This is a genomic window from Streptomyces sp. VRA16 Mangrove soil (assembly GCF_017377775.1).
Classification (GTDB): Bacteria; Actinomycetota; Actinomycetes; order Streptomycetales; family Streptomycetaceae; genus Streptomyces.
The window spans coordinates 134,832-160,230 of sequence record NZ_JAFVLN010000002.1 but is presented as its reverse complement, the minus strand read 5'-3'; the positions used below and the strand labels follow the sequence as shown (position 1 = coordinate 160,230).

Sequence of the window (25,399 nt, the reverse complement as noted above, 5' to 3'; positions counted from 1 at the left end):
CATGGTCCAGCCTTGGCAGGACACCACTCTCCCCGCCCCTCTCCGGGCGGCCGACCTGCTCGCCCGGATGACCACCGAGGAGAAGACCGCCCAGCTGTCCAGCGTCTGGCTCGGCACCGAGGGCGAGAGCGCCGAGGTCGCGCCCGGCCAGCATGTCTACGCCAACCGCAGTGCGCACCTGGAGGGGCTGCTGCCGCACGGGATCGGACAGCTGACCCGTCCCTTCGGCACCGTCCCCGTCGACCCCGCCGAGGGCGCCGCCCGCCTGGCCGAACTGCAGCGCACCGTCCGCGCGGGCAACCGGTTCGAGCTGCCCGCGCTCGCCCACGAGGAGTGCCTGACCGGGTTCACCGCCTGGCAGGCCACCGTCTTCCCGACCCCGCTCGCCTGGGGCGCCACCTTCGACCCCGAGCTGGTCACGGAGATGGCGGAGGCGATCGGTACGTCGATGCGCACCGTCGGCATCCACCAGGGCCTCGCCCCCGTCCTCGACGTCGTACGGGACCCGCGCTGGGGCCGCACCGAGGAGGCCATCGGCGAGGACCCGTACCTGGTCGGCACCATCGGCACCGCCTACGTGCGCGGCCTGGAGGCCGCCGGGATCGTCGCCACCCTCAAGCACTTCGCCGCGTACTCCGCCTCCCGCGCCGCCCGTAACCACGCGCCCGCCTCGATCGGCCCGCGGGAACTGGCCGACGTGATCCTGCCGCCGTTCGAGATGGCGATCCGCGACGGCGGCGCCCGCTCCGTGATGCCGTCCTACAACGACATCGACGGTGTCCCGGGCCACGCCCACACCGAGCTGCTCACCCGGCTGCTGCGCGAGGAATGGGGGTTCGGCGGCACCGTCGTCTCCGACTACTTCGCCTTCTCGTTCCTGGAGTCCAACCACCGGGTCGCCGCGTCGCCGGCGGACGCCGCGCGGATCGGGCTCGCGGCCGGCGTCGACGTGGAGCTCCCCGCCGCCCGTTGCATCGACATCGCCGACCGGCTGCCCGAGGAACTCCTCGACCGGGCCGCACTACGCGTCCTCACGCAGAAGTGCGAACTGGGGCTGCTCGACCCGGACTGGGAGCCGACGGCCGGTGACACCCCCGTCGACCTCGACCCGCCGCACATGCGGGAGCTGGCCCGGCAGGTCGCCGAGGAGTCGGTCGTGGTGCTCGCCAACGACTCCGGCGTGCTGCCGCTGACCGATGTCACGCGCGTCGCTCTCGTCGGGCCGCTCGCCGACGAGCAGGCCGCGATGCTCGGCTGCTACACGTTCCCCCGGCACGTCGGCGTCCACCACCCCGAACTCCCCGCGGGGGTCGAGGTGCCGACCCTCGCCGAGGCGCTGCGCGCCGAGCTGCCCGGCGCCGAGTTCATCGACGACCCCGCGGAGGCGGACCTCTGTCTCGCCGTCGTCGGTGACCGCTCCGGCCTGTTCGGACGCGGCTCGTCGGGTGAGGGCTGCGACGCCGAGGACCTCGAACTGCCCTATGGCCAGGGCGACTTGCTCGACGCCGTGTTCGACACCGGCACGCCGACCGTCGTCGTCGTGCTCAGCGGCCGCCCCTACGCGCTCGGCCGCTGGGCGGACCGGGCCGCCGCCGTCGTGCAGGCCTTCTTCCCCGGCCAGGAGGGCGGCGGCGCCGTCGCCGGTGTGCTGACCGGCCGCGTCGAGCCGTCCGGGCGGCTTCCCGTCGGCGTACCGCGCGAGCGCGGCGGCCTGCCCGCGCCGTACCTCGCCCCACCGCTCGGCCGCCACAACGGCGCCAGCACCGTCGACCCGACGCCCCTCTACCCGTTCGGGCACGGCCTCTCCTACACATCCTTCGAGTGGGGCGCGCCGCAGTGCGAGAGCCCCGAGTTCCCGACCGACGGCGAGACCGCGCTGCGGCTCACCGTCCGCAACACCGGCGACCGGGCCGGCACCGAGGTCGTCCAGCTCTACCTCCACGACCCGGTCGGCACCGTCGCCCTGCCCGACGTCCGTCTCGTCGGGTACGCCCGGGTGCCGCTCGACGCCGGGGCCTCGGCCGAGGTGCACCTCACCTTCCCGGCCGACCTCGCCGCGTACACCGGCGCCGACGGCCGCCGGGCCGTCGAACCCGGCGCCCTCGAACTGCGCATCGCCGCTTCCGCCGAACGCGTCCACCACACCGTGCCGCTCACCCTCACGGGTCCGGTGCGCCAGGTCGGGCACGAGCGCCGGATGCGGTGCGAGATGCGCGTGAAGTAGCACGACGGCACGGGCCGGTCCTGTCCCGAGCCGGCCCGTGCCGAGCAGCACCCACAGCACAGCGCAAGGTCAACCGCTCATCCCCGCACACCTGTTGAGGAGACGCACCATGCGCACGACCGTACTCCGCCCCCGTGTCAGAACCGCGGCACTCGCCGCCTCGGTGGCGCTCATGCTCGGCCTGGCCGCCGCCCCCGCCGCGGACGCGGCCTCCGCCCACCGGCCCGAGACGGCCACGCTCGACCAGCTGGCACACAAGACCGGCCGCTACTTCGGCGCGGCGGTCGACAACCCGGAGCTCGCCGACACCGACTTCGCCAAGATCCTCGGCAGCGAGTTCGGCCAGACCACGCCGGGCAACGGCATGAAGTGGTACGCCACCGAACCGCAGCGCGGCGTCTTCGACTTCACCGCGGGCGACGAGATCGTCAAGTTCGCGCAGTCGAACGGTATGAAGGTCCGCGGCCACACCCTGCTGTGGCACAACCAGCTGCCCAGCTGGCTGACCTCCGGCACCTGGACCGCCGACGAACTGCGCTCGATCCTCAAGAACCACATCACGCACGTGGTCAAGCACTACAAGGGCAAGGTCTTCGCCTGGGACGTCGCCAACGAGATCATGAACGAGGACGGCACGTACCGGGAGAACATCTTCTACAAGACGATCGGCCCGTCCTACATCGCCGACGCCCTGCGCTGGGCCCGCGCCGCCGACCCCCGGGTCAAGCTGTACCTGAACGACTACAACGTCGAGGCCATCGGCCCGAAGTCCGACGCCTACTACAAGCTGATCAAGCAGCTGAAGGCCGAGGGCGCCCCGATCGACGGCTTCGGCATGCAGGCGCACCTGGCGCTCCAGTACGGGTTCCCCGACCGGCTCCAGGAGAACATCCAGCGCTTCGCCGACCTCGGTGTCGATGTCGCCATCACCGAGCTCGACATCCGGATGCTGCTGCCGTCGGACGCCGCCAAGCTGGCCGAGCAGGCCGACTGGTACGGGCGGGTCACCGACGCCTGTCTCACCGTGAAGCGGTGCGTCGGCATCACGGTGTGGGGCTACACCGACCGGCACTCGTGGATTCCGTCGGTCTTCCCCGGTGAGGGCGCCGCACTGCCGTGGGACGAGAACCTCGCCCACAAGCCGGCCTACGACGCGATCCACGACGCGCTCGCCAAGGCCGCCGCCGCGAAGAAGGACTGAGCCGGTGCGCAGTCGCAGAGTCCTGCTCGCGGTCGTCGCTGCGGTGCTGCTCGCGCTCGGCGCCACCGCCACCGCCTCCGCGGGCGGCAGCGCCCTGCCGGCCACGCTCCAGTGGTCGTCCAGCGGCCCGCTGATCGCCCCGCAGCCCGACGCCACCCACCCCGTCGTCTCCGTCAAGGACCCGTCGGTCGTCCGGTACAAGGGCAAGTGGTACGTCTTCGCCACCACCGCCGACACCTCGGGCGGCTGGAGCCTGGTGCAGATGAGCTTCACCGACTGGTCGCAGGCGGGCAGCGCGCACCAGACGCCGCTGGACACCACGGCCATCGGCAAGGGGTACCGGGCGGCGCCGCAGATCTTCTACTTCGCGCCGGAGAAGACCTGGTACCTCGTCTACCAGACGGGCGTGCCGTCGTACTCGACGACGAAGAACATCGACGACCCGACGTCCTGGAGCGCCCCGAAGAACTTCCAGGACGCCATGCCGCAGATCATCAAGGACAACATCGGCAACGGCTACTGGGTCGACTTCTGGACGGTCTGCGACGAGGAGAAGTGCTACCTGTTCTCCTCCGACGACAACGGTCACCTGTATCGGTCGGAGACCACCGTCAAGCAGTTCCCCGAGGGCTTCGGCAACACGAAGATCGTGCTGCAGGACAGCAAGTTCTCGCTCTTCGAGGCGAGCAACGTCTACAAGCTCAAGGGATCGGACCGCTACCTGCTCCTGAACGAGGCCATCGGCAGCGACGGCCGCCGCTACTTCCGGTCCTGGACCTCGGAGGGTCTGGACGGGTCGTGGACGGCGTACGCCGACACCGAGGACAACCCGTTCGCCCGGTCGACCAATGTGACCTTCGCGGACGGCACGGCCTGGACCAAGGACATCAGCCACGGTGAACTGGTCCGCGACGGCATCGACCAGACCATGCAGCTCGATCCGTGCCGGATCCGCTTCCTCTACCAGGGACTCGATCCGGCGGCCTCCGGCGACTACTCCCAACTGCCGTACCGTCTGGGCCTGTTGACGCAGACCAACGCGGCCTGCTGAACCGGCGGGACCTGAGGCGCGACGTCCACCGGCGTCGCGCCTCAGCGCTGCGCGGTGCTCTGGATCAGATGCGCCGCGTGGTGCACGACCAGGTGCAGCCCGCCGGGCAGCCGCGACGTCGTCACCAGCACCGACGCCTCGCCGTACAGCGGATGCCGCAGCCGGCGCGCGTACGCCTGCGAGGGCAGCCGGGGCGAGCGGGCGCGCCACAGCCGGGCGCCCAGCGGATCCGCGGTGATCCGCCCCGCCAGCGCCTGCAGCCGGTCGTCGGCCGGGATGTGGGCGAGGGCCGAGCGGACCCGGGCGACGGCGTCGGCACGCACCTCGCCGATGTCGGCGAAGCGCCGCTCGGCGTCCTCGGTGAGCAGCCACAGCACCAGGTTGCGGTCGCGGCGGGGGGTTCTGGCGGGGTCGGCGAAGAGCCGGGCCACCGACGCGTTCGCCGCCAGCACGTTCCACGCGTGGTCCGTGATCAGTGCCGAGTTCGGGTCCATCAGGTCGATGTGCGCGAGCTCCTCGACGGTGGGCCTGCGCCGTTCGACGAGGTCGTACGGGGAGACGCCCGGCTCCGCCGCGAGCAGCAGGAAGGTTTCACGCAGCCGTCCGGTCAGGCCCAGACCGCCCGCGACGGCCCTGAGCCCGTCCAGGCCGATGTCGTGTCCCGCGCCGCGCTCCAGGGCGGCGTACCGGTGCTCCGGCAGTCCGGTGGCGCGGGCCGCCTGCTCAGCGGTCAGGCCGAGCGCCTGTCTCCGTGCTGTCAACAGGCCGCTCAGCTGAGTGCTGCGGACGTCGTCACTGTGCGTGGTGCCGAGACCCAGGTCGCATGCCATGGGTTCCCCCTTGTCTGCGGTGCCGATCGGGCAGGTGGTGCGGATGCGGACATGGGTGATGATGCGGACCCGTGCGGGGGAGGTTCACGATCACCTGCGGTTATCACCCGTAAGAGGCTCCGACAGTACGGCCGTTCGGGGAGCGGGGTGTGAACTGGGCCGTTGGCGGTGGCCGTTCACGCGCCGGAGTGCGCGGTGGTGGCGTACGGCGACGGAGGGTGAACGGGACGGCTCCGCACGTCGGGCCGCCGCCCGAACGGGTGATCGATGACGCGCGGGGGCATCGTCGCAGCCCCGCCCAGTGACACATCAACGCAGCGAACCGTCACGAGTCCCTGGGGGCCACACACCCCCGGATCCACGGAAAGGCCCCCATGTCCCTGCTGCGTCGTGCCCTCGTCCCGTCCCTCGCCGCCGCCCTGCTCGCTTCCCCTGCCGCCGCAGCCGCCGGTCCCGGCCGGGCCCCGGACGCCGCCCCGGCATACCGCTGCGCCACCAGCAGCAGATCCATCGACACACCCTCCTACTCCGGCCCCTGGGCCGACAACTGGGACGTCACGGTCACCCTGTGCGCCGCACGCTCGGGAGCGAAGGTGCACGCCTACGCCAAGGTGTCCTGGGACGGTCCGGCCGCCGGGTTCAAGGAGGACTTCTTCAACGACGCCTACTTCACGGTGCGCGTCCAGCGCGGCCGCAGTGTCCTCAGGTCGGCCTCCTTCCATGGCATCAAGGGCCGCCTGGAGAACGGCGACAACTTCTGGGGCAACCACAACGGCTCCTACCGCACCCCGGTGGTCACCGCCCATGTGGGCCGCGGCCGCGCCGCCGCGCACGGCAGCCTGGCCCTGGACTGGCGCCATCACGGCAACGGCTACCAGCGCCACGCCTTCTCGGCGTCCCCCGCGCGCTGAGCGGGTCGGGGGGAAGGGGGGCCTTCCCGCGACCCGCTCAGGTGGCGTCGGCCACCCCGAGGCGGGCCCGTTCCTCCTCGACGATCCGGCGGGCCAGTTCCGTGTCGGAGACGTCGTACGCGTCCGGGCTCGCCTCCGCCGCGACGCTGCGCCGGGCGTACGCGTCGAAGAGCCGGTCCTTGTCCGTGAGGATCCGCACCAGCCGCTCGTCCACCCCGCCCGGCGCGAGCAGCCGGTGCACCCGCACCGTCCTGACCTGCCCGATCCGGTGGGCCCGCGCCACGGCCTGATGCTCCAGCGTCGGCTTGATCTGCGGCTCGCACAGGATCACCACCGACGCGGCCTGGATGTTGAGGCCGATGCCCGCGGCCTGGATCTGCGCCACCAGGACGGCGGGCCCGGACGCGGCAGTGAACGCGTCGACGAGGCCCTGTCTGCGCACCGGTGGCACGGCCCCGGTGAGCGGCCCGAACACCGGGCCGCCCGCGCGGGGTTCGGCGTCGAGCCCCGTGTGCACCGCCTCCAGGACGTCGCGGAAGTACGAGAAGACCATCACCTTCATCCCGTTCTCGCCCGCCTCCGCGACGAGGTCGCGCAGCCGCCGCAGCTTGGCGGACCGCTCGGGGCGCGCGTAGGCGGCGCGGCGCATCGCCATGAAGTTCCCCGCGGCCACCGCGTCGTGATACGCCCGCAGGTCCGCCGGGCTCAACTCCTCCCATTCGTCGGTGTGCTGAAGGCTGGGAAGCTCGGTCAGCACGTCGTCCTGGTTGCGGCGCAGATAGACGGGAGCCACCGCCGTGCGGAAGGCCACGGACCCGGCGAGCCCCGGCTCCGTGTCCAGCCGGTCCGCGAGGTCCCCGTCCAGCATCCGCACCAGGCTGCGGAACTCCGTCACCCGGTTCTCCATCGGGGTCCCGGTCATCAGGAGCACCCGCTCGCAGCGCTCCGCCCACGCGGCGACCGCCCGCGCGCGCAGGGTCCGCGGGTTCTTCACCGCGTGCGCCTCGTCGACGACGAACAGGCCAAGCTCGCCGCCACCCGGCAGGGGAAAACCGCGCAACGCGTCGAAGGTGGTGACGGCGACACCGCCGCGCCCCTTCCAGTCGGCGAACGCGTCGTGGCGGCCCGGCCCGTGCAGCGGCACGACCCGCAGCGTGCTGCGGGTCTCTACCTCCCGCGTCCAGTTGACGAGCACCCCGGCCGGGCACACGACCAGGAAGTGGCTGTGCCCCTCGGCGGCCAGATGGGTCAGCACGGCGATGGCCTGCACGGTCTTGCCGAGCCCCATCTCGTCGCCGAGCATCGCCCGGCGCCGGGCGAGCACGAAGCGGGCGCCGAACGCCTGATAGCCGCGCAGCGACACCCGCAGGCCCGCGTCGGTCAGCTGCTGCGCCCGTACCCCGTCGGCGATCTCCGCGGGCAGGAACCCCTCGGCGGCCGCCGTGTCGGGCGCCTGCCCCGACAGCTCGCTGAGCACCCCGTAGTACTCGGCGGCGCGCAGCTCGAAGTCCACCCAGGCCGCGGCGTCGGACGCGGGCCCGCGCAGCAGGTCCACGGACGCCTGGGCGAGCAGTTCCCCGGTGCCGGCCCGCGCCGCCTCGTCCACGACGGAGCGCACCTGTGCCACCGCCTCCAGGGCCCGCGCTCGTCCGTCCCGCCCCGCGACCAGCATCCGCAGCCGTCCGGTGGCGGGCCCGGCCGCCGCCAGGAGCGGGCCGAGCCGCCGGTCGAGGGTGCCCGCCGTCGCCACCGCCCGCCGGGCGTCGGGGCCCGCCGCCACCAGTACGTGCAGCGCGGCGACGAGCGCCGTCGTGCGCGGCTCGGGGCGGTCCACGTCGATGTGCACGGGCGCGCTGTCCCGCACCGCGTCCGCCAGCCTCCGCGCCGCGCCGAGCAGCTGGGCCGACGTCACCCGCCCCACGCCGGGAATCTGCTGGAGCCGCCCGGGACCCGCGTCCAGCACCTGCCGCACCGTGCGCAGCCCGCTGCCCTCCACCGGGTCGAGCCGCAGCCGCCCCTCGGTCGCCTCCTGGAGCCGGGCCACGGGCATGGCGTCGAGCGTCTGCGCCACCTCGGCGTCGAGCAGCGGCGCCAGCGCCTCCCGCGCGGCCCGCACCGCCCGCTCGTGATCCTCGACCAGCGACCGCGCCGCCGCGTGCAGCCGCGCACCGCCCGCGACCGCCTCCCGCTCACCGCGCCCCATCCGGTCCTGCCCCTTCCTCCGGCTCCGGTCACCGCATTCTCGCCTGCCCGCACGCCCTCGACAGGCTCTTTCTGACGCCGGGGGCGCGGCGAGGCGTATCCCGCACGAGGGCGGGCCCCCGCCCGGCTCGGCCTGCGCCCCGGGCCGGCCCGGGGGAGGGCGACGACGGAACCCTGATCAACCGCTCCACGACGATCGGGGCGACGCCACCGACGGCAGCTTCTCTCTGGGCCGTACCGGGCACGCGCGCGGCAACGCGGCGCTCGACCCGCTGATCCGCGAACGAGCCCGGTGACGGGCATTGACGGCCGGGTGCCGGACGTCTAGCTTCTGCTCGACTTACCGAACCTATGTCGATATGTCGAACGGGAGAGGTCGTACATGGCACCCGGCCCCACCAGACGCACCCTGTTGAGCGCCGCCGCCCTCGGAGCGGCGGAGCTCTCCGTCGACCCGGACCCCGCGAGCGCCGCACCGACCGCACCGACCGCACCGACCGCGAGGACCGCGAGGACCGAGAAGGCGACGACGGCGACGACGGCGACGAGCACGGCAGCGGTGGCGACCTCCGCCCTTCCCTTCGCCCTCGACGAAGTCGCCCTGGGGAAGGGGGTGTTCGCGGAGAAGAGCAAGCTCATGCTCGACTTCGGGCGCGGCTACGACGAGATGCGGCTCATCCAGGTCTTCCGCGCCAATGCCGGCCTGCCCACACCGGGCGCCGTCGCCCCCGGCGGCTGGGAGGGCCTGGACGGCGAGGCCAACGGCAACCTCCGCGGCCACACCACGGGCCACTTCCTCACCATGCTGGCGCAGGCGTACGCGAGCACCGGCGACGAGGTGTACGCGGACAAGATCCGCACGATGGTCGGTGAACTGCACGACGTGCGCGCCGCCCTGCGCGCCGACCCCGTGGTGCTGAGCGTCGACGGCCGCTCCGGCGGCGGCGCCGTCTCGAACATCCGCGGTTCGTACCAGTACGTGGAGCTGCCCGGCGGGGTCCTGGACGGCGCGTCCGACGCGCTCACCCTGGCCGCCTGGGTCAGGCCCGAGCACGCCGACACCTGGGCCCGCGTCGCCGACTTCGGCGACGACACCACGAGGTACCTGTATCTCGCGGCCCGCAACGGCAGCGGCCACCCCCGTTTCGCGGTGACCACGTCGGGTGTCGGCGGCGAACAGGCCGTCGACGGCCCGGCGCCGCTGCCCGTCGGCGCGTGGAGCCACCTCGCCGTCACGCTCGGCGGCGGCTCGGCGGTCCTGTACGTGGACGGGGCCGAGGCCGCACGGAACGACTCGGTCAGCCTCACCCCGGCCGCGCTCGGCACCCTCAAGGACCACTGGCTGGGCCGCTCCCACTACGCGGGCGACCCCGTCTTCGCGGGCGCACTCGACGAAGTCCACCTGTGGTCGAGGGTGTTGAGCGCCGACGAGATCGCCGCACTGCACGCGGGGGAGAGCGGGAGCGCCGGCGACCTCGCCGCGTACGGCTTCGACGAGACGAGCGGCTCGACGTTCGCCGACGCCTCGGGCAACGCCAACACGGCGACACTGAGGCGTACGTGGGGCGGTCCGAGCCACCCCGGATTCCTCGCCGCCTACCCCGAGACCCAGTTCATCCTCCTGGAGTCGATGACGAGCGGCGACTACACCAAGGTGTGGGCGCCCTACTACACCGCCCACAAGATCCTGCGCGGCCTCGTCGACGCCCATCTCGCCACCGGCGACACCAAGGCGCTCGACCTCGCCGCGGGCATGTGCGACTGGATGTACGCACGGCTCTCCAAGCTGCCCGCGACCACGCTCCAGCGCATGTGGGGCATCTTCTCCAGCGGCGAGTTCGGCGGCATCGTCGAGGCGATCGTCGACCTGTACGCGCTCAGCGGCGACCCTCAACACCTCGCGCTGGCCCGGCTGTTCCACCTCGACAGGCTCATCGACGCCTGCGCGGCGGGCACGGACACCCTCAGCGGCATCCACGCCAACCAGCACATCCCCATCTTCACCGGCCTGCTCCGGCTCTACGACGAGACCGGCGAGGGCCGCTGTCTCGCCGCGGCCCGCAACTTCTGGGACATGGTCGTGCCGCCCCGCATGTACGCCATCGGCGGGACCAGCGACCGGGAGTTCTGGGGCGATCGCGGCGTGATCGCATCGACCCTGAGCGACGTCAACGCCGAGACCTGCTGCGCGTACAACATGCTCAAGCTCAGCCGCCTGCTCTTCCTGCACGACCAGGACCCCAAGTACATGGAGTACTACGAGCGGGCCCTGCTCAACCAGGTGCTCGGCTCCAAGCAGGACAAGGCCGACGCGGAGAAGCCGCTCGTCACGTACTTCATCGGGCTGCGGCCGGGCCACGTGCGCGACTACACGCCCAAGGCCGGCACCACGTGCTGCGAGGGCACCGGCCTGGAGAGCGCCACCAAGTACCAGGACACCGTGTACGTCCGCGCCGCCGACGACAGCGCCCTGTTCGTGAACCTCTACACGGCCTCGACCCTGAAGTGGTCCGGCAAGGGCGTCACCGTCACCCAGACCACCGACTTCCCGCGCGAGCAGGGCAGCACCCTCACCGTGCGAGGGCGCGCCGCCGCGTTCGCGTTGCGGCTGCGGGTGCCCGCCTGGGCGGTCGACGGGTTCCGGGTCACCGTCAACGGGCAGCACGTGGAGGGGAGTGCGAAGCCGGGAACGTATCTCACCGTGCAGCGCGTCTGGCGCGACGGTGACGTGGTGCGGATCGCGATGCCGTTCCGGGTGCGCGTCGAGCGGACCCCGGACGACCCGCACACCACGCAGGCGCTCTTCTACGGGCCGGTGAACCTGGTCGCCCGCGACGCCCGTACCAGCGCTCTCGAACTCGGCCTGTACCGCAACGCCGCGCTCTCCGGCGATCTGCGGCCCAGCCTTCGGGCCGTCGACGGGAAACCGCTGCACTTCACCCTCGACGGCACCGCACTCGCCCCCTTCCTGGAGGGCACCGAGGACCCGACGCACGCCTACTTCCACCGTGCCGAACCCGCGGTCGTGTTCGGGGGAACGGACTCGGGCGTCGCCAACCCGGTGAAAGAGGACGGGAGTTCGTTCCTGGACGCGGTCTGGGCGGCCGCGCCGTTCGGCGGGAAGGGCGCCCTCGTCGCCCATGTCCGGGAGACCGCCGACGTGTGGACCGCCGACGGGCTGCTCACCGCCGCCGAGGCGACGAAGGTCGTCGACACCGCACGCAGGGCTTCCTACCGGCCCTGACGCGGGCCCTGTCACATCCGCCCTCCGCCGTCCGTCCCCCAGGAAGGACACACAAGACGGACGAAGGAGGGCGGACCATGGCGCCCCTCGTATCGACCATCGAGATCGCACGGCCCCCGGGCGAGGTCTTCGCCTGCCTCACCGACCCGGACCGGTTCCGTGACTGGCAGCCGGACGTCGTCGCCGTGCGGACACAGGAGAGCGGCCCGCTGACGGCGGGCCGCCGGTTCACCACCACGCGGCGCGTCGGGCGCGCCCGACGGACCATGACGCAGGAGGTGACGGCGTACCGGCCGGGTGAGCGGTGGGCCGCACGCGGCGTCGACGGCCCGCTGCGGCCGAGCATGGACGTCACCCTGACGCCCGTCGGCACCGGCCGCACCCGCGTCACCTTCGCGCTGGACTTCGCCGCGCGCGGGCCGGGCGTCGTGCTCGTCCCCCTCGTACGGCGCAGGGCGGCCAAGAACACGCCGAAGAGCTACCGCAGGTTCAAGGAGCCGCTGGAGACCAAGAGTTGAGCAGGCGCGGGTGGGCCCTGCGCGGGCCCACCCCTTCCTACTTCAGGGCCCCCAGTGTGACCCCCGTGCGCCAGTACCGGCGCATCGCCGTCATCATCACGGCCATCGGCACGATCGACAGGAGCGCGCCGGTCAGCACCAGGCTCGTCAGGTCGACGCCGGACTCCAGGCGTTTGCCGGTCCAGTTGTAGAGGCCGATGTTGAGCGTCCAGTTCTCCTCGCCGCGCAGCACCGTCAGCGGGAGGAAGAACGCGTTCCAGGTGTTCACGAAGGCCAGCAGGAACACCGTCGCGCCGCCCGTCGTCATCATCCGCAGCACGATGCTGAAGAAGATCCGCAGCTCACCCGCGCCGTCGATACGAGCGGCCTCCAACAGCTCGTACGGGATCGTCGCCTCCGTGTACACCTTCGCGAGGTACACGCTGAACGGGTTGATCAGACACGGGACGAGCATCGCCCACGGGGTGTCGACCATGCCGATCGCCGAGAAGAGCAGATACAGGGGGAGCGTGAGCAGGGCGATCGGGATCAGGAACGAGCCCACCACGCAGGCGAACACCGCCTGCCGGCCGGGGAAGTCGAAGCGCGCCAGACCGTAGCCCGTCGCCAGCGCGATCAGCGTGCCGCCGAGCGAGCCGACGCCCGCGTACAGGAACGAGTTCGCCGTCCAGCGCAGGAAGATGCCGTCCTCGTAGGTGAACAGCTGGTGGATGTTCTCCCAGAGGTGCATGCCCGAGAACCAGAGGCCGTTGCTCTGGTACAGGCCGACGCGGTCCTTCGTCGCGGCGGTGATCAGCCACCACACCGGGAACAGGCTGTACACGCTCGCCAGCACCAGGCCGACCAGCACGAACCGCTGGCCGCCGCGTGACCGGGAGCGGGGGTCCGGGCGGGACAGACGGCGGACTGGGCCCTTCACCTCAGGGCGCTCGGGGCGCTGCTTCGTCGGCGTCGCCATCAGTCGACCTCCTTCGAGGTGAGCCGGTAGAAGAGGAAGGAGGCGAGACCGAGGATGAGCGCGAGCAGCACCGAGAGGGCCGCCGCGTAGTGGTAGTTGCTCGCGTTGAACGCCTGGTTGTAGATGATCATGATCGGGGTGAAGGCGTCGTCGACCGTCTGCGGGGTCACGTTCCGGAACAGGGCCGGCTCGTTGAACAGCTGCAGCATCTGGATGATCGAGAGCAGCCCGGTGAGCACGAGTGCGCCGCGGACGTGCGGGATCTTGATGCTGCGCGCGATGCGCAGCTCGCTCGCACCGTCGAGCCGGGCCGCCTCGAAGAGCTCGCGCGGCACGGCCTGCAGAGCGGTGTAGATGATCACCATGTTGTAGCCGATGCCGTGCCAGGTCAGCAGGTTGCCGATGGACGGCCAGACCATCGACGGCGCGAAGAAGTCCCACGAGAGGCCGAGGAACCTGCCCAGGGAGGTGAGCGGGCCGACCTCCGGGCTGTAGAGGTTGATCCACACGATGGCCGCGACCACACCCGGGATCATGTACGGGATCAGGAGCAGAATGCGGAACCGGTTGGCTGCGCGGGCCGTCGCCGCGTCCAGGAGCAGGGCGAAGAGCAGGCTGAGGGCGAGCATCACCGGGATCTGCACGCACGCGAACAGGAACACCCGGAGCACCGAGCCCATGAACGCGCCGTCGGACAGGCCCTGCTGGTAGTTCTCCAGGCCGACGAACTTCTCCGTCGCGGCGCCGCCGAGGCCGAGCCCCGACTGCTGCTCCTTGAAGAGCGACTGGTAGGCCGCGTAGCCGATCGGCACCAGATAGAGGAAGGCGAAGCCGAGCTGGAAGGGCACCGTGAAAGCGGCACCCTTCCAGCACTGGGAGCGAATCATCGTCGAACGCCTCAGCCCTTCACGCTGATGCCGCGGGACTTCAGGTCCTTGACCGTCCACTCCTGCATGTGCGCGAGCAGATCGGTGACCTTCTGCTCCTTGTTCACGACCTTCGCCCAACCGGTTGCCAGCTCGGTGAACATAGCCGTCCAGTTGGGGCCGAACGTCCAGTCCGTGGTGACGGTGGACAGGCTGTCCGTCACGGTCTTCTTCGTCGCGTCGTAGTGCGGGCCGAGGAGCTTCTTCGAGATGGCCTTGTCGACGTAGGCGCTGCTGTCGGCGAGCGCGGGCAGCACGCCGTTGCCCGTCTCCGGGTCGGCCATCGTGCCCACCGCCCCGGTGTTCGTGGACATCCACAGTGCGGCCTCGGCCGCCTGCTGCTGGTTCTTGCAGTCCTTGGTGACCAGCGTGACGCCGCCGCTCTGGTTGGTGCCTGCCGGGGTCCTCGCCGCCTCACCGGTGAACGTCGGCCACGGTGAAGTCGCCCATTTTCCATTGGACTTGGTGAAGTTCTGCACCATGCCCGCCATCTGCCAGGTGGAGATCTGGCGGGTGACCGTGCCGCCCTTGTCGTAGTTGCGCTGCACGGCCGCGTAGTCGGCGAAGGAGAGCTTCGAGTCGAGGTCGTTGTCGATGATCTCCTGGATCACCTTCGCGGCCTTCAGCGTGCCCGCGTCCTGGAAGTCCACCTTCCAGGAGTCGCCGTCGATGGCGTACCAGTGGGCGCCCGCCTGCATGGCGAGCACTTCGAGGGTGCTCGGGTCCTCGCCCGCGTAGTTGGTGAGGTAAATGCCGTGCTTCTTCAGGGTCTTGCCCGCGGCGATGAAGTCGTCCCAGGTCCGCGGGGCCTTGATGCCGAACTTCTTGAAGACGTCCGCGCGGTAGATCGTGAAGTTCGGCGCCGAACTCGTCGGCACGCCGTATGTCTTGCCCTGCACCTGGCCGCTCGCCCAGGCGCCGGCGTTGAACTTGTCCTTCGCAGGGTCCACGTACCGGCCGATCTCGGCGAGCGCGTTCTGCGAGACCCAACTGGTCACGTACTCCGCGGTGTTCTGCACCAGGCACGGCGCGTTCTTCGCCTTGAGGGCGTTCGCCAGCTGCTTCTGCATCGTCAACTGGTCCGTGACCTTGGTGTACTTGAGCTTGACGTCCTTGTGGGAGTCGTTGAACGCCTTGACCACGGCCGGCTGGCCGTTGGCCCAGCCCCAGAACTGGAGGGTGACCGGGCCGGAGGAGGACGCGGCGTCCTTGGAGTCGGAGCCGGAACCGCCGCAGGCGGTGAGCAGGCCCGACAGGGCGAGGGCCGCGGCGGCGGCGCGGACGAAGCTTCTCCTGGTGCTGCGTGCCGTGACGCTGGTGGAGTTCATCTGACCGTGATCCTTCGGCGAGTAGTCGTGCGCAAGGGGACGGGCCGGAACGGAGGGCGGCGGCTCTCGGCTCGCCGGAGGGTGGCGGCCGACGCGGACGGCCTGGCGGAGTTCGTCCGGCAGTGCGTCATAGAAAGCGGTTGTCGTGGACGGTAGGCCAGGGAATCGGTACGGAGCAAGAGGCGGGCGGAAACTTATTTCGGCGCGAGGGCGGAACAGTGAGTTCCCGGTGACGCCGACGGACGCGAAAGGCGGCACGGGACAGAGAATCGCCCCAGCTCAGAGAAGCAGCTGAGGCGAGCCGTGCCGGAAAACGGCACGGAAAACGGCGAGTAACAGGGAATCAGCGCGCCGGTGCGGGCGGCAGCACCGACTGCCGTACGACGACATGGGTGCCGAGCACCTGATGGCCGCCGTCACCGCCCGAGCGCCGCACGTCGCCGCCCCTGCGCCAGTCGGCCACCGCGCGCAGGGCGACATGGCCCATCTCCTCGTACGGCACGTGCACGGTGGTCAGTTGAGGGGTGAGCTGGGAGGCGAGCGGGATGTCGTCGTAGCCGACGACCGACACGTCCTCCGGGACCCGCAGGCCCGCCTCGCGCAGCGCCTGCATCGCGCCCGCCGCCACCACGTCGGTGCCCGCGAGCACGGCGGTGAACCGCACCCGCCCGGCCAGACAGGCGCGCACCGCCTCGAAACCGTGCCCGTAGTCGTACGGACCGTGCCGCACCATGTCCGGGTCGAACGGTGTGCCGTACGTCGCGAACGCGCGCCGCGCCGCGCTCAACCGGGCCTGCGCCGTGGTGAGTTCGGCGGGCCCCGGCAGGACGAGGATGTGCCGGTGGCCGGCGGAGAGCAGATGGCCCGCCATGGCGTAGGCCCCGCCGTCGTTGTCGTAGTTCACCGTCGTCACCGGCACGTCCCGGTCGAGCGGCGGGCGGCCCACCAGGACGAGATGGGAGCCCGCCGCGTCCAGGGAACGGGCGAAGCGGTCCATGCGCTCGCGGTACTCGTGCATGTCGTACGCGCCGCCGAGCAGGATCACCGCGGCGACCCCCTGCCGGCGCATCAGCTCGACCAGGGCCAGCTCGCGCTCGGCGTCGCCGCCCGTGGTGCCGACCAGCGAGAGCCAGCCGCGCAGCGACGCCGCGTCCTCGACCCCCTTGGCCACATGGGCGAAGGCCGACCCCGTGACGTCGTCGAGCAGGATCGCGACCGTGGGGGTGGCGGTGGTGCCGCCCGCGAGGGAGCGGGCGTGCGCGTTCGTCACGTAGTCCAGGTCCTGCACCACCTTGAGCACGCGGCGGCGCAGGTCGTCCGAGACCGGATAGTTCCCGGACAGGACCCGCGAGACGCTGGCGACCGAGACGCCCGCCCGCTCGGCCACGTCCCGGATCGTGGCGCGTGCGGGGGCCGCCGGGGGCTTGCGCTGGCTCACTGGTGGGGCTCCTTACGTCCGTACGTCCACGTGCTGGGCACCGGGTTCCCCGGGCGGGGGAGCCGCTCGGATGCGCGTCGGGGCGGGCCGCGGCCACCGTACGGCCGGGACGAAGCGAAAAATGTTTCCGGGTTTCTGAAAGCGTATTCCACCGTAGATCCGCCGGGGAACGACGGTCAACCGGGCCGATGCGTACGGAGGTTGGGGCGCGTCCCGCGCGTCAGGCGGCGGTCCCGCCGCGGTGGGCCGGGGCGCCGGACACCGACAGTGGGCCGATGGATCCGGCGCAGTCGCAGGTCGGATCGTTGTCGCGGACCGTGAGCCGGGCCGCGCGCACGACGGAGCGACGGCCGCCCGGATCAGCCGTGAGCCGTCGCGCTCGTCCCCGAACCACATCCGCCGGCCCCGCCCCTCCGGCGGCGGATGCACCGCCGCGTCGATCACCTGCTCGCTGCCGAGGTCGAGCCGTGAGCGGAACTCCCAGGTACGACCGTCGTCCTCGCTGACATCGACTCGGGTTCTTTGTGGGGCGGTTGGGGGACCTGGGGAGCGGCAACCGGTGACTGGTCGCCGACGACGCCCGACGGTGCACAGGTTTCACGAAAGCCGGTTCAGACTCTTGACGTCGCTGCTCCGGCGGAAGAGGCTCTGCCCCACGCCAGGCAACCGGTTTCTACTGCGATGCCGGATGCCTGGCATATCGATCCATGACCGAAATCCAGAACGAACAGTTCCCGACCAGGAGGTGGTGCGCCGATGCCCCCACGCACTGATGCCTCTTTGAGTCGTCGACGGGTTCTCCCGCTGTCGGCGGGTGGCGCCGCGGCGGGCGCGGGCGCGCTCAGCGGCTGCGCCCTACAGGTGTCGTCCGGGGTGAGCGGCCCCGGCGAGACCGAGCCGGTCACGTACGAGGAGTGGTTCGACACCGCGAAGAAGCTTGTGGTTCCCAAGAACGGGCAGACCACCGTCTTCGGCGGCAGCTACTCGGGTTGGTACCGCTCCACACGGCTCGCGATCATGACGGCGTCCGCCGGCGGCAGCCTCTTCAACGACGACTTCTCCGCGGTCGACTTCACCACCCCCGACGCCCCCGCGCGCCCGTGCCCGAACTCCAGGCCGCGGCCTCCGTCATGTACGTCGTCCCGATCCTCCTCGTCTTCCTGGTCGCCCAGCGCGGCTTCGTCTCCGGCATGTCCACCTCCGGTCTCACATAGCCCATGTCCTCTAGGAGCTCCCGCACATGAGCAGTGATCTCACCCGCCGTAGAACCCTGCAGGCCGGCGGCGCCGCGGCCCTCGCCGCCGGACTCACCGGCCTGACCGCCCGCACCGCGTCCGCCGACGACACTGCGACCGCCTCCGCCTCGTCGTCGGAGCACGGCGCCCCGCTCCTGGTCACCTACCCGCGGCCGGCCGAGATGCCGACGAACACCAGCTACAGGGTCCGGGTGCGCACCGCCCCCGACGGGCCGTGGCAGACCCTCGACATCTGGCGCCCGCAGCTGGAGGAGATCAACCCGACCACCGGGTCCGGCAAGGTCTACAACACCTCGATGGTGTACTTCGACTTCCGCGGCTCGGTCGAGCTGGAGATCACGTACGTACCCGGGGGCACGTCCACGGCCCGGGTGCGCCCCGACGCGCTCGGCATCAAGCCCGAACTCCTCGGCGACACGCTGCGGTTCACCCTCGACGAGCCCCGCGACGTCGTCGTCCAGGTCAACGACCTCACCTTCGACGCCCTGCACGTCATCACCAACAGGATCGACCCGCGACCGCCGTCCGCCGACGACCCGGACGTGATCTACTTCGGCCCCGGCGTGCACACCGTCACGAACAACGTGCTGACCGTGCCCAGCGGCAAGACCGTGTACCTCGCGGGCGGCGCCGTCCTCAAGGCGCAGGTGTACTTCAAGAACGTCGAGAAGGCCGCGGTCACCGGGCGCGGCATGCTGCACGCCGGTCCCGGCGCCGTCCTGTGCGAGGGCAGCAGGAACATCCGCGTCGAGGACATCATCATCATGAACCCGAACGGATACGCGGGCACCTTCGCCATGAGCGAGAACGTCCACATCTCGAAGGCCCGCGCGTTCAGCTCCAAGGGCAACGGCGACGGCTTCGACGTGTTCTCGTCGACCGGGATCGTCTTCGACGGCTGCTTCATGCGCAACTCCGACGACTGCTTCGCCCTCTACGCCCACCGCTGGGACTACTACGGCGACACCCGCGACATCACCATCCAGAACTGCACCATGTGGGCCGACGTCGCCCACCCGGTGAACGTCGGCACGCACGGCAACACCGACAACCCCGAGACGATCGAGAACCTCGTCATCAAGAACTGCGACATCCTCGACCACCGCGAGCCGCAGATGAACTACCAGGGCTGCATCGCCCTGAACGTCGGCGACTCCAACCTCCTGAAGAACGTACGGATCGAGGACATCCGCATCGAGGACTTCCGCTGGGGCCAGGTCATCTGCATGAAGGTGATGTACAACCCGAAGTACAACACCTCGGTGGGCCGCGGCATCCAGGACGTGTACGTCAAGAACCTGACCTACACGGGCACCCGCGCCGAGCCGTCGCTTCTCCTCGGCTACGACGCCGACCACGCCGTCGACAACGTGACGTTCGAGAACCTCGTCATCAACGGCACCGTCATCGCCGACTCGATGAAGAAACCGACCTGGTACTACACCACCGACGCGATCCAGTGGTACTACAACGAGCACGTCACGAACCTGAAGTTCCTCACGACCGCCGAGGCCGAGGCGGCCGCCGCGTCATGACCTCCACCACTCCCAGCCGCCGGGGCTTCCTCAGCGGCACGGCGGCCCTGCTCCTCGCGTCGGGCGTGGGCACCACCCTGTTCACGCCCGGCCCGGCTCAAGCGGCCCAGAACCAGACCGAGTTCGCGCACCCCGGCCTGCTGCACAGCGCCGCCGACCTGGCCCGGATGAAGGCCGCCGTCGCCGCCAAGACGTCGCCGGTGTACGACGGCTACCTCGCGCTGGCCGCGCACGCCCGCTCGCAGGCGACGTACGCCGTCCAGAACACCGGGCAGATCACGTCCTGGGGCCGTGGCCCCGCCAACTACCAGAACCAGGCCGTCGCCGACTCGGCCGCCGCCTACCAGAACGCGCTGCTGTGGTGCGTGACAGGGGTGCGCGCCCACGCGGACAAGGCGCGCGACATCCTCAACGCCTGGTCCGCCTCGCTCACGGCGGTCACCGGCGCCGACGGCCCGCTCGGCGCGGGCCTTCAGGCCTTCAAGTTCGTCAACGCCGCCGAGCTGCTGCGGCACAGCGACTACGACGGCTGGGCCGCCGCCGACATCGCCCGCTGCGAGCGCTCCTTCCTCGACGTCTGGTACCCGGCCGTCTCCGGCTACATGCTCTACGCCAACGGCAACTGGGACCTGACATCCGTCCAGACCATCCTGGCCATCGGGGTGTTCTGCGAGAACCGCACCCTCTTCGAGGACGCGCTGCGCTTCGCCGCCGCGGGCGCAGGCAACGGCAGCGTCCGCCACCGCGTCGTCACCGACGCCGGGCAGGGCCAGGAGGCCGGCCGCGACCAGGGCCACGAGCAGCTCGCCGTCGGCCTGCTCGCCGACGCCGCGCAGGTCGCCTGGAACCAGGGCGTCGACCTGTGGGGCTTCGACGACCACCGCATCCTCGCCAACGTCGAGTACACCGCCCGCTACAACCTCGGCGGCGACGTCCCCTTCACCCCGGACCTCGACCGGACCGGCAAGTACATCAAGACGGCCGTCTCCGACAAGGGCCGCGGCTCCCTGCCGCCGATCTACGAGATGGCGTACGCGCACTACGCGGGCGTACGCGGCCTGGACACGCCGTACACGAAGGCCGCGGTCTTCAGGGGCACGGGCGGGACGCGGGCCGTCGAGGGCAGCAACGACGATCTGCCCAGCTGGGGCACGTTCGCGTACGCGGGTGCCGCGGCCCCCGACGAGCCGGGCGCGCCGGCCGCGCCCGCCGGCGTCACGGCGGCCGGTGACGGCGCGGCGGTCACCGTCTCCTGGCTCCCCGCCTCCTGGGCGCGGTCGTACACCGTGCTCCGCGCCGAGGGCGACGGCGCGTACGAGCCGATCGCCGACGCGGTGGAGAAGACCACCTGGCGGGACGGCTCGGTACGGGCCGGACGGATCTACCGCTATGTGGTGCAGGCCCTGAACTCGGCCGCCCGCAGCGGAAGTTCGGCGCAGGCCGTCGCCTGCGCCGGGCTTCCGGGGCCGTGGCAGACCCGCGACATCGGCGACACCGGCCGCGCCGGAGCCGCCGCCTTCGACGGGGAGCGGTTCGTCCTCGAAGCGGGTGGCACCGCCGACACGTACCGCATGGCGTATCTGCCGCTGCGCGGCGACGGCAGCGTCACAGCCCGCGTCGTGTGGCCGCTCAGCTCCCAGTACGCCAAGACCGGCGTCACCCTGCGGGCCTCGCTCGACCCGGACGCCGCGCACGCCGCCATGCTCGTCCAGGGGCTGCCGCTGCACACCTGGAGCGGCGTGTGGAGCGTGCGGGCAGCGGCCGGCGCCGACATCCGCGGCACCGGCAGCACCCCCGTGCCGCCCACGCAGCAGCGGGCCATCACCACCGACGCCTCCTTCCCGATCTCCGACCTCGGCACCCTGCCCGAGTCGGCGACACCGCTCGAAGCGCCGTACGTGGAAGGGGCCGGGGACGGCTACCGGCTGCGGACCCCGTACTGGGTGCGGATCACCCGCGCCGGCCGCCACTGCACCGGTGCCATCTCGCCCGACGGAACGCACTGGACCGACGTCGGCACCACCGAGGTCGAGTTGGGGCACACCGCCTACGCCGGACTCGTGCTCTCCTCCTGCCTCGGCGTCGCCCAGGAGTACGCGGAGACCGGCACCGGCGCCTTCGACGACGTCCGCGTCGAGTCCGCGACCGGCAGCGTGGTGTGGGCGGTGCCCGCACCCACCCGTACCGCGGCCGACCTGACGGCCGTCGCGGGCCCCGACGCCGTCGAACTCGCCTGGACCGACCCCGACCTGAGCGCCCGCTACACCGTCCTGCGCTCCGACGGCGGTCCCTTCAGGACAGTGGCCCGCGACATCGGGCCGGTCGGCTTCGGCGCCCGCATCCGCCACGTCGACGTCACCGGCACGCCCGGGACCTCGTACCGCTATGCCGTCGCCAAGAAGAACGGCAGCGGACGCGGCCCCCTCTCGTCGCCCGTCGCCGCGACCATGCCCACCCCGGCCGCGCCTCAACTGGCGGCACTGAGACCGGTGTTCGCGAACAGGGGCAGGGAGTTCCGCTGTCTGCTGCGCGCCGACCACGGGCCCGTGCGCTTCGGCGCCGAAGGGCTGCCCAAGGGACTGCGCCTCGACGCACGAAGCGGACTCATCACCGGAAAGCCCGCGCAGACGGGGGAGTTCACCCTCGCCACCACGGCCGCGAACGCCGCCGGAAAGACGACCGGCACCCTCACCCTCACCGTCGGCACACCGCCGCCCGACCCGTGGACGTACGGCGATCTGGGCGATGTCGTCGTCGACGAGCGGGAGTTCGGCACCCTCGGCGTCGTCGCCGTACGCACCTCCGGCAGCACCTCGTACGCCGACGGGGCCTTCACCGTGCGCGGCGCGGGCAGCGATCTCAACGTCAACGGCCAAGGCATGACCGGGCAGTTCGTGCACCGGGTGGTGAGCGGGGACTGCACCGTGACCGCCCGGCTGCGCGCCCGCTCCGGCGCCTCGGGCGACCGGGTCGGCATCCTCATGACCAAGTCGCTGTCCCCGTTCGACCTGGCCGCCGGAGCCGTCGTCACCGGCGGCACCACCGCCCAGCTGATGCTGCGCACCAAGGTCGCGGGCGGCTCCGCCTTCACCGGGAACGGCACCGTCGCCGCACCCTGCCTGCTGCGGCTGACCCGGACCGGCACCACCTTCACCGCCGCCGCCTCCACCGACGACGGCACCACCTGGACCACCCTCGCCACCGGCGAGGTCACCGCTTTCGGCGACGCCCCCTACTACGCGGGCCTCGTGGTCTGCTCCCGCGACCAACAGGCCCTGGCCGCCGCCGAGTTCGACGAGGTGATCGTCACCTCCGACTGAATGCCCCCCACCGATTGGAGAGCGTCCGATGAGCCGCACGTCTCCGCACCACCCCCACACCCCGGTCACCGGGCCGAGCCGCCGACGTCTGCTGCAGACCGTCGGCGGCCTGGCCGCCGGACTCGGAGTCACCGGGATCCTGGGCGGCGCCGCCAGTGCCGCCCCCGCCACCTGGACCCACCCCGGCATGCTGCACAACGCCGGAGACATCAACCGGGCCCGCGTCAGAGTCGCCGCCGGCACCGACCCCTGGCTGTCCGGCTGGAACAAGCTGATCGCCAGCGCGCACTCCCAGTCCACCTGGACCAACCGCGCCACCGCCGAGATCGTCCGCGGCGGCGACGGCACCCAGAACTACCCGCAGCTCTACAACGACATCGCCGCCGCCTACCAGAACGCCCTGCGCTGGCACATCGCCGGCACCGAGGCCAACGCCGCCTGCGCGGCCGCGATCCTCAACGCCTGGTCGACGACGCTCACCACGATCAGCGGCAGCTCCGACCGGTTCCTCGCCGCCGGGATCTACGGCTGGCAGTTCGCCAACGTCTGCGAACTCATGCGGGACTACGACGGCTTCGACCTGGCCGCCGCCCAGGAACTCCTCGGATCCGTCTTCTACCCGATGAACAACGACTTCCTGACCCACCACAACGGCGCCTGCATCACCCACTACTGGGCCAACTGGGACCTGTGCAACATGGCGTCGGTCCTCGCCATCGGCATCCTCAACGAGGACTCGGCCAAGTACGACCAGGCCGTCACCTATTTCAAGTCCGGCGCGGGCAACGGCTCGATCGCGCACGCCGTGCCGTTCCTGTACACGGACTCCGACGGGTACGGGCTCGGCCAGTGGCAGGAGTCGGGCCGCGACCAGGGCCACACCATGATGGGCATGGGGCAGATGGGCGCGATCTGCGAGATGGCCTGGAACCAGGGCGACGACCTCTACGCGTACGACAGCCGCCGCTTCATGAAGGCCGCCCAGTACGTCGCCAAGTACAACCTCGGCAACGACGTCCCCTACACGACGTACAGCTGGGGCGCCGGCCAGTCCTGCGCCTACAGCGAGCAGACGGTGATCTCCGACGTCTCGCGCGGACAGGTCAGGCCGGTCTGGGCACAGCTGCACTTCCACTACAACCGGCGGCTCTACCTCGACGACAAGTACATCTCCGCCCTGTACTACTCCGTCGCCCCCGAGGGCGGGGGAGGGGACTACGGCACCACCAGCGGCGGCTTCGACCAGCTCGGGTTCGGGACGCTGATGTACGCCAAGTGACCCGTCGGACGGTCAACTCCCCGGATGGGCCGTCGAGTTGCGCACCACGACGTGGGTGCCGAGCAGCAGATGCTCGTCCGGGGCGTCCGGCTCGCGGGACAGCGCCGTGCGCACCGCGAGCCGGCCCAGCTCCTCGTACGGCACGTGCACCGTCGTCAGCGCGGGGAACAGGTCGCGGGCGACGGGCACGTCGTCGTACCCGACGAGCGAGACGTCCCCGGGGACGCTCAGGCCCGCCTCGTGCAACGCGGTCAGCGCGCCCGCCGCGACCATGTCCGTCGCCGCGAACACCGCACTGAAGTCGAGCTTGTCGGCCAGCGCCCGGCGCATCAGACGGTGCCCGCTGTCCCGCGTGAAGTCGCCGGGCAGCCGCAGCGCCGGATCGGGTTCCAGGCCGAACGCGCGGTGCGCCGCGACATAGCCACGCTCGCGGCCCTGGAGCGTCGTGTTCTCCGGGGCGCCACCGAGGAACAGCACCCGGCGGTGGCCCCGGCCCAGCAGATGCGCGACGAGGGCGTGGGCGCCGCCCTCGTTGTCGTACTCGATGACGGTGGCCCGCGCCTCACCGGCCAGCGGCGGACGCCCGCACAGCACGAGCCGGGAACCCGCCGCGTGCAGGGCCTGCGCCATCCGGGCCGTACGCGCCTCGTACTCCGCGGAGCCGTGCGCGCCGCCCACCAGGATCACCGCCGCGGCCCGCTGCGCCCGCATCGTCTCCACGAACGCCAGCTGCTGGTCCGCGTCGCCGCCCGTGCTGTGCACCAGACACAGATGCCCGAGCCTCGTCGCCTCGCGCTCCACCCCGTGCGCCATCTGCGCGAACGACGGGCCCGTGATGTCGTCGAGCACGAACGCCAGCGTCGGGGTGCCGGTGCCCGCGATGGCCTTGGCCCGGGCGTCGGGGACGTAGTCGAGCGCGGCCACCGCCCGCATGACGCGGTTGCGGGTGTCCGCGCTCACCGGATAGTCCCCGCCGAGCACACGGGACACCGTCGAAGCGGACACCCCCGCCGCGGCCGCCACGTCGCGGATCGTGTGCCGGCCCTGCGCCTCGGCGCTCTTCCTCGTCATGCGGAACGTCCCCTCCCGGTGCCACCGTTGCCACTCAGGGCGGCAACCGGTTCCCGGAGGCTAGCAGTGTGCGCGTCCCCGGGGAATGGCCGGACAGGTCACGGATC

At 71.4% G+C, this 25,399-nt stretch carries 16 protein-coding genes and 1 pseudogene; 10 read left to right on the top strand and 7 right to left on the bottom strand.

The genetic code is table 11. The features are described from left to right. The first annotated feature begins 1 nt into the window (after position 1). The 3 genes from J3486_RS06610 (at position 2) to J3486_RS06600 (ending at position 4,476) form a co-directional block, all read left to right on the top strand. On the top strand, positions 2 to 2,224 hold the full coding sequence (locus J3486_RS06610; RefSeq protein ID WP_207819095.1) for a glycoside hydrolase family 3 N-terminal domain-containing protein: 2,223 nt from the start codon (positions 2 to 4) through the stop codon (positions 2,222 to 2,224). Between the two features lie 109 nt (positions 2,225 to 2,333). Beyond that, positions 2,334 to 3,425, top strand: a complete 1,092-nt coding sequence (locus J3486_RS06605; RefSeq protein ID WP_207819094.1) for an endo-1,4-beta-xylanase — start codon at positions 2,334 to 2,336, stop codon at positions 3,423 to 3,425. A 4-nt stretch (positions 3,426 to 3,429) separates the two neighbouring features. Next, positions 3,430 to 4,476 (top strand): non-reducing end alpha-L-arabinofuranosidase family hydrolase, encoded by a 1,047-nt coding sequence (locus tag J3486_RS06600; RefSeq protein ID WP_307804712.1) that lies wholly within the window; start codon positions 3,430 to 3,432, stop codon positions 4,474 to 4,476. A 41-nt stretch (positions 4,477 to 4,517) separates the two neighbouring features. Here J3486_RS06600 and J3486_RS06595 read toward each other — a convergent pair whose 3' ends face one another. After that, positions 4,518 to 5,306 (bottom strand): helix-turn-helix transcriptional regulator, encoded by a 789-nt coding sequence (locus J3486_RS06595; RefSeq protein WP_207819092.1) that lies wholly within the window; start codon positions 5,304 to 5,306, stop codon positions 4,518 to 4,520. A 374-nt stretch (positions 5,307 to 5,680) separates the two neighbouring features. Here J3486_RS06595 and J3486_RS06590 point away from each other — a divergent pair, with 374 nt between their 5' ends. Then, the gene (locus J3486_RS06590) at positions 5,681 to 6,217 is read left to right on the top strand and encodes a hypothetical protein (protein WP_207819091.1); all 537 of its coding nucleotides are present in this window, start codon (positions 5,681 to 5,683) and stop codon (positions 6,215 to 6,217) included. Positions 6,218 to 6,254: 37 nt separating this feature from the next. Here J3486_RS06590 and J3486_RS06585 read toward each other — a convergent pair whose 3' ends face one another. After that, positions 6,255 to 8,420: a DEAD/DEAH box helicase gene (locus tag J3486_RS06585; RefSeq protein WP_207819090.1), complete on the bottom strand. Its 2,166-nt coding sequence runs from the start codon at positions 8,418 to 8,420 to the stop codon at positions 6,255 to 6,257. Positions 8,421 to 8,801: 381 nt separating this feature from the next. On the opposite strand from J3486_RS06585, the gene J3486_RS06580 reads away from it, so the two are divergent. Further along, entirely contained in the window at positions 8,802 to 11,663 is a 2,862-nt protein-coding gene (locus tag J3486_RS06580; RefSeq protein ID WP_207819089.1) for a beta-L-arabinofuranosidase domain-containing protein, read from the top strand. A 77-nt stretch (positions 11,664 to 11,740) separates the two neighbouring features. Beyond that, the gene (locus J3486_RS06575) at positions 11,741 to 12,181 is read left to right on the top strand and encodes an SRPBCC family protein (protein WP_207819088.1); all 441 of its coding nucleotides are present in this window, start codon (positions 11,741 to 11,743) and stop codon (positions 12,179 to 12,181) included. Positions 12,182 to 12,218: 37 nt separating this feature from the next. Here the strand turns inward: J3486_RS06575 and J3486_RS06570 are convergent, their stop codons facing one another. The 4 genes from J3486_RS06570 to J3486_RS06555 all read right to left on the bottom strand — a co-directional run bounded on the left by J3486_RS06570 (position 12,219) and on the right by J3486_RS06555 (position 16,831). Beyond that, positions 12,219 to 13,139 carry a carbohydrate ABC transporter permease gene (locus J3486_RS06570; protein ID WP_207819087.1) on the bottom strand — a complete coding sequence of 307 codons (921 nt, stop codon included), beginning with the start codon at positions 13,137 to 13,139 and terminating at the stop codon, positions 12,219 to 12,221. Next, the gene (locus tag J3486_RS06565; protein WP_207819086.1) at positions 13,139 to 14,026 is read right to left on the bottom strand and encodes a carbohydrate ABC transporter permease; all 888 of its coding nucleotides are present in this window, start codon (positions 14,024 to 14,026) and stop codon (positions 13,139 to 13,141) included. The genes J3486_RS06570 and J3486_RS06565 overlap by 1 nt, the downstream gene beginning before the upstream one ends. An 11-nt stretch (positions 14,027 to 14,037) precedes the next feature. After that, entirely contained in the window at positions 14,038 to 15,393 is a 1,356-nt protein-coding gene (locus J3486_RS06560; protein WP_207819085.1) for an ABC transporter substrate-binding protein, read from the bottom strand. Between the two features lie 343 nt (positions 15,394 to 15,736). Continuing rightward, a complete protein-coding gene (locus tag J3486_RS06555; RefSeq protein ID WP_207819084.1) occupies positions 15,737 to 16,831 on the bottom strand; it encodes a LacI family DNA-binding transcriptional regulator in 1,095 nt (364 codons plus the stop codon). A 1,097-nt stretch (positions 16,832 to 17,928) separates the two neighbouring features. Here J3486_RS06555 and J3486_RS06550 point away from each other — a divergent pair. The 4 genes and pseudogenes from J3486_RS06550 to J3486_RS06535 all read left to right on the top strand — a co-directional run. After that, positions 17,929 to 18,045 (top strand): annotated as a pseudogene (locus tag J3486_RS06550) (carbohydrate ABC transporter permease); the annotation flags it as partial. A 26-nt stretch (positions 18,046 to 18,071) separates the two neighbouring features. Further along, positions 18,072 to 19,622: a glycosyl hydrolase family 28 protein gene (locus J3486_RS06545; protein WP_207819083.1), complete on the top strand. Its 1,551-nt coding sequence runs from the start codon at positions 18,072 to 18,074 to the stop codon at positions 19,620 to 19,622. After that, the gene (locus J3486_RS06540) at positions 19,619 to 22,942 is read left to right on the top strand and encodes an alginate lyase family protein (protein ID WP_207819082.1); all 3,324 of its coding nucleotides are present in this window, start codon (positions 19,619 to 19,621) and stop codon (positions 22,940 to 22,942) included. Before J3486_RS06545 ends, J3486_RS06540 begins: the two co-directional genes overlap by 4 nt. Positions 22,943 to 22,970: 28 nt before the next feature. Further along, positions 22,971 to 24,221: an alginate lyase family protein gene (locus tag J3486_RS06535; protein WP_207819081.1), complete on the top strand. Its 1,251-nt coding sequence runs from the start codon at positions 22,971 to 22,973 to the stop codon at positions 24,219 to 24,221. 12 nt (positions 24,222 to 24,233) lie between these two features. Here the strand turns inward: J3486_RS06535 and J3486_RS06530 are convergent, their stop codons facing one another. Beyond that, entirely contained in the window at positions 24,234 to 25,292 is a 1,059-nt protein-coding gene (locus tag J3486_RS06530; protein WP_207819080.1) for a LacI family DNA-binding transcriptional regulator, read from the bottom strand. Between the last annotated feature and the right edge of the window lie 107 nt (positions 25,293 to 25,399).

Excerpts from the sequence above, each read along its gene's own strand:
- J3486_RS06595 (WP_207819092.1), bottom strand. The coding sequence starts at position 5,306 with ATGGCATGCGACCTGGGTCTCGGCACCACGCACAGTGACGACGTCCGC.
- J3486_RS06540 (WP_207819082.1), top strand. The coding sequence starts at position 19,619 with ATGACCTCCACCACTCCCAGCCGCCGGGGCTTCCTCAGCGGCACGGCG.
- J3486_RS06585 (WP_207819090.1), bottom strand. The coding sequence starts at position 8,420 with ATGGGGCGCGGTGAGCGGGAGGCGGTCGCGGGCGGTGCGCGGCTGCAC.
- J3486_RS06570 (WP_207819087.1), bottom strand. The coding sequence starts at position 13,139 with ATGGCGACGCCGACGAAGCAGCGCCCCGAGCGCCCTGAGGTGAAGGGC.
- J3486_RS06580 (WP_207819089.1), top strand. The coding sequence starts at position 8,802 with ATGGCACCCGGCCCCACCAGACGCACCCTGTTGAGCGCCGCCGCCCTC.
- J3486_RS06610 (WP_207819095.1), top strand. The coding sequence starts at position 2 with ATGGTCCAGCCTTGGCAGGACACCACTCTCCCCGCCCCTCTCCGGGCG.
- J3486_RS06605 (WP_207819094.1), top strand. The coding sequence starts at position 2,334 with ATGCGCACGACCGTACTCCGCCCCCGTGTCAGAACCGCGGCACTCGCC.
- J3486_RS06545 (WP_207819083.1), top strand. The coding sequence starts at position 18,072 with ATGAGCAGTGATCTCACCCGCCGTAGAACCCTGCAGGCCGGCGGCGCC.
- J3486_RS06560 (WP_207819085.1), bottom strand. The coding sequence starts at position 15,393 with ATGAACTCCACCAGCGTCACGGCACGCAGCACCAGGAGAAGCTTCGTC.
- J3486_RS06590 (WP_207819091.1), top strand. The coding sequence starts at position 5,681 with ATGTCCCTGCTGCGTCGTGCCCTCGTCCCGTCCCTCGCCGCCGCCCTG.
- J3486_RS06565 (WP_207819086.1), bottom strand. The coding sequence starts at position 14,026 with ATGATTCGCTCCCAGTGCTGGAAGGGTGCCGCTTTCACGGTGCCCTTC.
- J3486_RS06535 (WP_207819081.1), top strand. The coding sequence starts at position 22,971 with ATGAGCCGCACGTCTCCGCACCACCCCCACACCCCGGTCACCGGGCCG.
- J3486_RS06575 (WP_207819088.1), top strand. The coding sequence starts at position 11,741 with ATGGCGCCCCTCGTATCGACCATCGAGATCGCACGGCCCCCGGGCGAG.
- J3486_RS06530 (WP_207819080.1), bottom strand. The coding sequence starts at position 25,292 with ATGACGAGGAAGAGCGCCGAGGCGCAGGGCCGGCACACGATCCGCGAC.